The following is a 4,223-nucleotide window of genomic DNA, read 5'->3' on the forward strand; positions in this document are numbered from 1 at the left end:
CTCCTTCAACACCTCGTCCACAAGCGACCGAGGAAACGCCTGCGTCAGCACGCCGACCGCGACCCGGTCCGACAGGTGCTCCCCAGATGACTTCAGCTGACCCGCTCTTGGCATACCAACAACAACGACCGGATTACCCCTAAGTTACCGGTATTGAGGCTAGGGCGTGTCTGATAAAGGTTGAGCGTTCTGGCTGGAGCTCTGGTCCCGTGTCGCGTTTTCAGTTGCTCTTGGATGCCCAGTGGTCGTTGATCGAGGGATGATCCCGAAACCGACGGGACGCCCGGGCCAGGGAGTGGCCGCGACGTACAATCGCGGCGAGGGCGAAGCGCCAGGCCGAGATTCCGGCACCGGTGTGAGGGAGGGGTCAGGATGTTCGGCTCGAAGAAGAAGCTCAACGATCTGATGGCGCAGCTCAGGCCCGACCTGAGCCGGGAATCGCTCGGCGTCGGGCCCGGCTTCCCGGGCGTCGCCCCGAACCCGGTCCTGAGCGGTGATGCACGGAAGCGCAATGCGGAACTGCGTACGGGGGCGCTTGCGCTCGGCGTTCTCGTCGACTGGCGGGAGGTCAACAGCAATCCACGCGTGGTCCTGATGTTCGATGTGGAGACCGCCGACGGCATCTCGTTCCGCGGTATCGCAGACGAAAACCTCACGATCACCGAGCTCACCCGACTCGCCCCAGGACAGACGTTGCCCGTGCGCTACCGGCCGGCCGTCATGGACCACTACGTCGCCCTTGCCCGGGACGCGGACCCCGCCCATGTGCAGCAGCTCTCTGATGAGATCGCGAGCCGCAAGCGGACCTGACCCGAAGCCATTGGCCGGGTGTGGGCTAGACGGCCCATGGTCGGGTCTGTGGTCGGGCCCGACCACGGGCCGAAGCAGACCGACCACAGCCCCGACCACCGCAGGCCAGGGCCAACAAACCTTCTGCTGCCGCCCGCCCGTACGATGACCGGCGTGACTGTCCGCCGTGCTCTTGGCGCAGGCCCCCAGGCTCCCGCGCTCAGCATCCGCGCCGCCCAGGCCGACCTGCTCGATGCTCTCCCCGGAGAGCGCCTGTCCGACCTCGATGAATTGCGTGCCCGAGGCGTGCTCGGTACACGCCCGGCCGCGCCCCCGTCCCCGCGGCGGACCCTCGGGACCGGTGGCCGAGCCGACGAGGAACTGCCGCCCGCGCCGAGCACCGTGTGCAGCTCGGCGTCCTCGGCGGGGCCGGCCTAGTGCCGCATCAGCCAACGTTCGCCCTGTAGTGCCTCAGATCGCGGATGGCGCAGGTCTCGACGGACGCGATGTCTGAAAACCGCCAGCATGCTCGCGGTCGGTCGGGCGAGAATCCGCTCATGATCGCTGAAACGCAGGGAATCCGCATCCGGCATCGCGGGCATGAACCGCAGGTCCATCCCACCGCCTACGTCGCCCCGACGGCCACGCTGGTCGGTGATGTCCGCGTGGGACCGAGGGCGCGGGTGATGTACGGTGCGGTGCTCGATGCCGAGGGGTCTCGGATCGAGGTCGGGGAGGCGGCGGTGATCTGCGAGAACGCGGTGCTGCGCGGGTCTGCGGTCGCTGGCGATCAGCCGGTGCTTGTCGGCGACCACGTCTTCGTGGGGCCGCATGCCACGCTGCTGGGCTGCGAGGTCGGCAGGTGCGTCTATGTGGCGACCACGGCGACGGTTCTGCAGTGCGCACGGTTGGGGGCTGGCTCGGTTGTCGCTGTCGGCGCGCTCGTCCATGCGCGCACCGTTCTGCCGGACGAGTACTTCGTGCCGCCGCACACCGTGGCGCTTGACGCGCCGGTGCGGCTGCTGGCCCCTGGCGATCCGGGCTTGGCCGAGGCCGTCGGCCGGGTGGGCTTCGCGCAGGTGGCGTTCGGTGTCGACGCGGAGTGGACCGACCGGATCAGCCGGTACGAGCAGATCGCGGAGGTGCGCGTCGCCGAGTTCGGCACGCACGCGGACGATGAGGTTCTGAATCTCGGCTAGCGCCGCATCAGTGACCCTTGTGCTGTGCTGAGGTGACGCGCCGTCCGGATTCCACTCCGGCGGCGCGCGTCCGGCACGCTGTGCGGGTGGCCGAACGAGTACGTATCCGCGAGATCGATGACGACGAGGGTCGGCGGCTGCTGCGGATCATCCGCAGGGGCACCGGGTCGGTGGTGACCTGGCGGCGGGCCCAGATGGTGCTGCTGTCCGCGCAGGGCATGCCCGTGGCGAAGATCGCCGAGGTGACGTTCACCAGCGCAGACCGGGTCCGGGACGTGATCCACAACTTCAACGCCGACGGCTTCGACTCCCTCTACCCGAAGTACAAGGGCGGCCGGCCCAAGACGTTCACCCTCCCAGAACGCCGTGAGATCAAGAAGATCGCCAAGTCCAAGCCGGCCGAGCACGGCCTTCCCTTCTCGACCTGGAGCCTGGCCAAGCTGGCCGACTTCCTGGTCGCCGAGGGGGTGGTCGACGACATCAGCCACGAGGGCCTTCGGGTCCTGCTCCGCGAGGAGGGCGTCTCGTTTCAACGCATAAAGACTTGGAAGACCTCCCGTGACCCCGACTATGCCGCCAAGAAGGCCCGCGTCGAGCACCTCTACGCCATCGCCGACGGCGAGGTCATGCCCGAGGAAGGCGAGCCCGAAGTCGTGTTCTGCCTTGACGAGTTCGGCCCGCTCAACCTCCAGCCGCACCCGGGCCGGCAGGCACCTGTTCGCCGCCTACGACCTGGGCAGGGACCAGCTCTACGGCCACATCAAGCCGAGAAAGCACCGCACGAGGTTCCTGGAGTTCTGCCGCTACCTGCGCGGCCTCCACCCGCCCGAGGTCCGGATCGCGATCGTGCTCGACAACTTCTCCCCGCACCTGACCACGAAGAGGGACTCCCGGGTCGGCGACTGGGCCGCAGCCAACAACGTCGAGTTCGCCTACACGCCGACCAACAGCTCCTGGCTCAACCGCATCGAGGCCCAGTTCACCGCCCTGCGCTACTTCGCGCTGGACGGCACGGACCATGCCAGCCACAAGGAACAGGGCAGCATGATCCGCCGCTACATCATCTGGCGGAACAAGCACGCCGCCGACGAACGGCTACGTGAAGTGGTTGACAGGGCGAACGTTGCCTGATGCGGCACTAGGCGATCAGAGCCCCCGCGGGCGACCTTCAGAGCAGCGAAATGCCTGCGCGAAAACGCGGCCTTCCTCAGGTGCGCTCCACGATGAGCTGACGGCACAGGCTCGCGCGGTCCGCCAGTCCATCGCCCGCAGCCGAAAGTTCAGCCAAGTACTCCGACATGTCACTGATGACTTCGGGGCTCTGCCCTCCGGCGAGAAACACCTCGACTGCCTCCGCCGCATCCGCTTCAGGTTCGAGGACCAGCACCTTCAACAGGTCAAAGAACCCGACGAGGTCCGCATCCACTGTGACGACCATCGGCGAGGCGAGCAGATGTCTCCACTGCTCCACACACGCTCCGAGCCCTGACGTCACCGTGTCGAGCATGACCCTCTCGAACATGCGGTCAAGGTTGTCAGGTTCGGCCTGGAGTACGCGTTCCAGATCCTCGCGTGCTTGGTCGTATCGGCCACCTTGTCGGTGCGCGTGACTGCGAGCGATGAGAGCCCAAGCGTTGGTGGGGTCGAGGTCGAGTGCGGCGGTGAAGTCCGCCACTGCTTGGTCGTATCGGCCCGCCTGCCGGTGCGCTTCTCCCCGGTGGGTGAGGATCCAGTCGAGGGTGGGGTCGATGTCGAGTGCGGCGGTGAAGTCGGTGATGGCCTGGTCGTATCGGCCCGCCTGCCGGTGCGCTTCTCCCCGGTGGGTGAGGATCCAGGCGTTGGTGGGGTCGAGGTCGAGTGCGGCGGTGAAGTCGGTGATGGCCTGGTCGTATCGGCCCGCCTGCCGGTGCGCTTGGCCCCGGGAGTCGAGAGCCCCGGCGTTGGTGGGGTCGAGGTCGAGTGCGGCGGTGAAGTCTGCCACTGCTTGGTCGTATCGGCCCGCCTGCCGGTGCGCTTCTCCCCGGAAGCCGAGAGCCCAGGCGTCAGTGGGGTCGAGGTCGAGTGCGGCGGTGAAGTCCGCCACAGCCTGGTCGTATCGGCCCGCCTGCCGGTGCGCTTCTCCCCGGAAGCCGAGAGCCCAGGCGTCAGTGGGGTCGAGGTCGAGTGCGGCGGTGAAGTCGGTGATGGCCTGGTCGTATCGGCCCGCCTGCCGGTGCGCTTCTCCCCGGTGGGTGA

General features: G+C 67.6%; 4 protein-coding genes and 1 pseudogene. 4 read left to right on the forward strand and 1 reads right to left on the reverse strand.

Annotated features, from left to right (window positions below; translation table 11 throughout):
* Positions 1-372 precede the first annotated feature (372 nt).
* The 4 genes and pseudogenes from ACIRJP_RS40795 to ACIRJP_RS40810 all read left to right on the forward strand — a co-directional run bounded on the left by ACIRJP_RS40795 (position 373) and on the right by ACIRJP_RS40810 (position 3,119).
* Positions 373-810 carry a hypothetical protein gene (locus ACIRJP_RS40795; protein WP_404186040.1) on the forward strand — a complete coding sequence of 146 codons (438 nt, stop codon included), beginning with the start codon at positions 373-375 and terminating at the stop codon, positions 808-810.
* Positions 811-963: 153 nt separating this feature from the next.
* Positions 964-1,227, forward strand: coding sequence for a hypothetical protein (locus ACIRJP_RS40800; RefSeq protein WP_404186042.1), 264 nt, complete (start codon positions 964-966; stop codon positions 1,225-1,227).
* Positions 1,228-1,346: 119 nt separating this feature from the next.
* Positions 1,347-1,988 (forward strand): gamma carbonic anhydrase family protein, encoded by a 642-nt coding sequence (locus ACIRJP_RS40805; RefSeq protein ID WP_404186044.1) that lies wholly within the window; start codon positions 1,347-1,349, stop codon positions 1,986-1,988.
* A gap of 86 nt (positions 1,989-2,074) precedes the next feature.
* A pseudogene (locus ACIRJP_RS40810) lies at positions 2,075-3,119 on the forward strand (helix-turn-helix domain-containing protein).
* 76 nt (positions 3,120-3,195) lie between these two features.
* On the opposite strand, the gene ACIRJP_RS40815 reads toward ACIRJP_RS40810, so the two are convergent.
* On the reverse strand, positions 3,196-4,223 hold a 1,028-nt coding region (locus ACIRJP_RS40815; RefSeq protein ID WP_404186046.1), incomplete at its 5' end, for a tetratricopeptide repeat protein.

This window comes from Streptomyces sp. NPDC102437, assembly GCF_044765565.1.
Classification (GTDB): Bacteria; Actinomycetota; Actinomycetes; order Streptomycetales; family Streptomycetaceae; genus Streptomyces.

Excerpts from the sequence above, each read along its gene's own strand:
- ACIRJP_RS40795 (WP_404186040.1), top strand. The coding sequence starts at position 373 with ATGTTCGGCTCGAAGAAGAAGCTCAACGATCTGATGGCGCAGCTCAGG.
- ACIRJP_RS40805 (WP_404186044.1), top strand. The coding sequence starts at position 1,347 with ATGATCGCTGAAACGCAGGGAATCCGCATCCGGCATCGCGGGCATGAA.